This is a genomic window from Micrococcus sp. LASM2_SD2, from assembly GCF_057364565.1.
Map to the genome: position 1 here is coordinate 1 of NZ_JBNFOB010000311.1, position 2,139 is coordinate 2,139.

Consider the following 2,139-nt stretch of genomic DNA (forward strand, 5'->3'; position numbering starts at 1 on the left):
CGCCGCGCGCGCGCGACCAGATCGTGCCTGTGGTCCCGTCGCCGGGAGATCGCGGACGCCGTCACCCTCGGCCACCGCAATCCCGAGTACCTGCCGGACATCTCCCTGCCGGAGAACATCTCCGCCGTGACCGACATCCGCGAGGCCGTCGCCGACGCCGGGGTCGTCGTCGTGGCCGTCCCGGCACAGCACGTCCGCCAGACCCTGGAGTCGATCCGTGGCGACGTCGCCGAGGACGCGATCGTCGTCTCCCTCGTGAAGGGGCTCGAGCGGGGCACGGACGAGCGCCCCTCCCAGGTGTGTGCCTCCGCCCTCGGCCTGCCACCGGAGCGCTTCGCCGTCGTCTCCGGACCGAACCTCGCCCTGGAGATCGCCCGCGGTGAGCCCACCGCCACCGTGGTCGCCTCGGAGTCGGCGGATACCGCGGAGACCATCGCGGCGATGACCGCCGGCCGCACGTTCCGTCCCTACACCAACACGGATGTGGTGGGCGTGGAGATCGGCGGAATCGTCAAGAACGTCATCGCCCTGGCCGTCGGCATCTGCGATGGCCAGGGCCTGGGGGACAACTCCAAGGCCTCCGTGATCACCCGCGGCCTGGCGGAGACCACGCGGCTGGCCGCCGCCGTCGGCGGACAGCCGGAGACCATGGCCGGCCTGGCCGGGCTGGGCGACCTCGTCGCCACCTGTGCCTCCCCGCTCTCGCGCAACCGCAGCGCCGGACGGCTGATCGGCACCGGCATGGGCGTGGACGAGGCCGTGGCCACCATGAAGCAGACGGCGGAGGGCATCAAGTCCGTCTCGGCCGTCGTCCACCTGGCCCGCCACCACGGCGTGGAGATGCCGATCAGCGAGGCCATCAACGCGGTCGTCGCGGGCCGCCTCGGGGTGGAGACCCTGGCCGACCTGCTGCTCTCGCGCAACCTGAAGTCGGAAGGACACCGCGCATGACCCCCACCGCCGAGACCACTGCGCGCCCGCGCGTCCTGCTGCTCTTCGGCGGCCGCTCCAGCGAGCATCCCGTCAGCTGTGTCACGGCCGCCAACGTGCTGCGTGAGATCGACACCGAGCGCTGGGAGCCCGTGCCGGTCGGTGTCGCCCGGTCGGGCCTGTGGTCCGTCGAGGACATGGACCCCACCCGGTGGAGCCTGCGTGACGACTCCCTGCCGGAGGTGCCGGAGCCGACCCGTCCCGTGTCCCTGCGGGCGACCGCCGACGGTACCACCGAGCTCGTCGACTCCGAGGGAGCCCCGATCGGCCGCGTGGACGTCGTCTTCCCGCTACTGCACGGTCCCTTCGGCGAGGACGGCACCGTCCAGGGCCTGTTCGAGACCCTGAACCTGCCGGCCGTGGGCTGCGGCGTGCTCGCCTCGGCCGTCGGCATGGACAAGCACTTCATGAAGGTTGCCTTCCAGGCCGCAGGGCTGGAGGTCGGTCCCTGGGAGACCATCACGGACCGGGACTGGCAGCGCGATCCCGAGGCCGCCCTCCGGCGCGCGGCGCGCTGGAGTACCCGCTGTTCGTCAAGCCGGCGCGTGCCGGTTCCTCGTTCGGCATCACCCGGGTGACGGAGCCGTCCGGGCTGCGCGCCGCGGTGGAGGAGGCCCGTCGCTTTGACCCGCGTGTCGTGGTGGAGGCCGGGATCCTCGGGCGCGAGATCGAGTGCGCCGTCCTGGACGGCCACGGCGCCGAGCCCCCGCGGGCGTCGCTGCCCGGCGAGATCGTGGTGGTCGAGCAGACCGGCGAGCACCAGTTCTACGACTTCGAGGCCAAGTACCAGGACGACGACGCCGCCCGGCTGTCCTGCCCCGCGGAGCTGCCCCAGGCGGAGATCGCCCGCCTGCAGGAGCTCGCGGTGCGTGCCTTCGAGGCCGTGGACGGCGCCGGCCTGTCCCGCTGCGACTTCTTCTACACGCCCGACGGGCGCTGGGTGGTCAACGAGATCAACACCATGCCCGGCTTCACGCCCATCAGCATGTACCCGGCCCTGTGGGAGCGCTCCGGGGTCCCCTATGCGGAGCTGATCAGCGAGCTCGTGGAGCTCGCCCTGGAGCGCGGCGCCGGCCTGCACTGACCGGGCGCACCGCGTCCTGTCACCCGGAGCACGACATCGGCGGCGCACCTCCGCGCGGAGGTGCG

1 protein-coding gene and 1 pseudogene are annotated in these 2,139 nt (G+C 72.6%); both read left to right on the plus strand.

What is annotated here, in order from left to right; translation table 11 throughout:
• On the plus strand, positions 1 to 951 hold a 951-nt coding region (locus AC2W7A_RS11820; protein WP_485991513.1), incomplete at its 5' end, for an NAD(P)H-dependent glycerol-3-phosphate dehydrogenase.
• Positions 948 to 2,074, plus strand: a pseudogene (locus tag AC2W7A_RS11825) (D-alanine--D-alanine ligase family protein). The gene AC2W7A_RS11820 and the pseudogene AC2W7A_RS11825, both read left to right, overlap by 4 nt.
• Positions 2,075 to 2,139 lie beyond the last annotated feature (65 nt).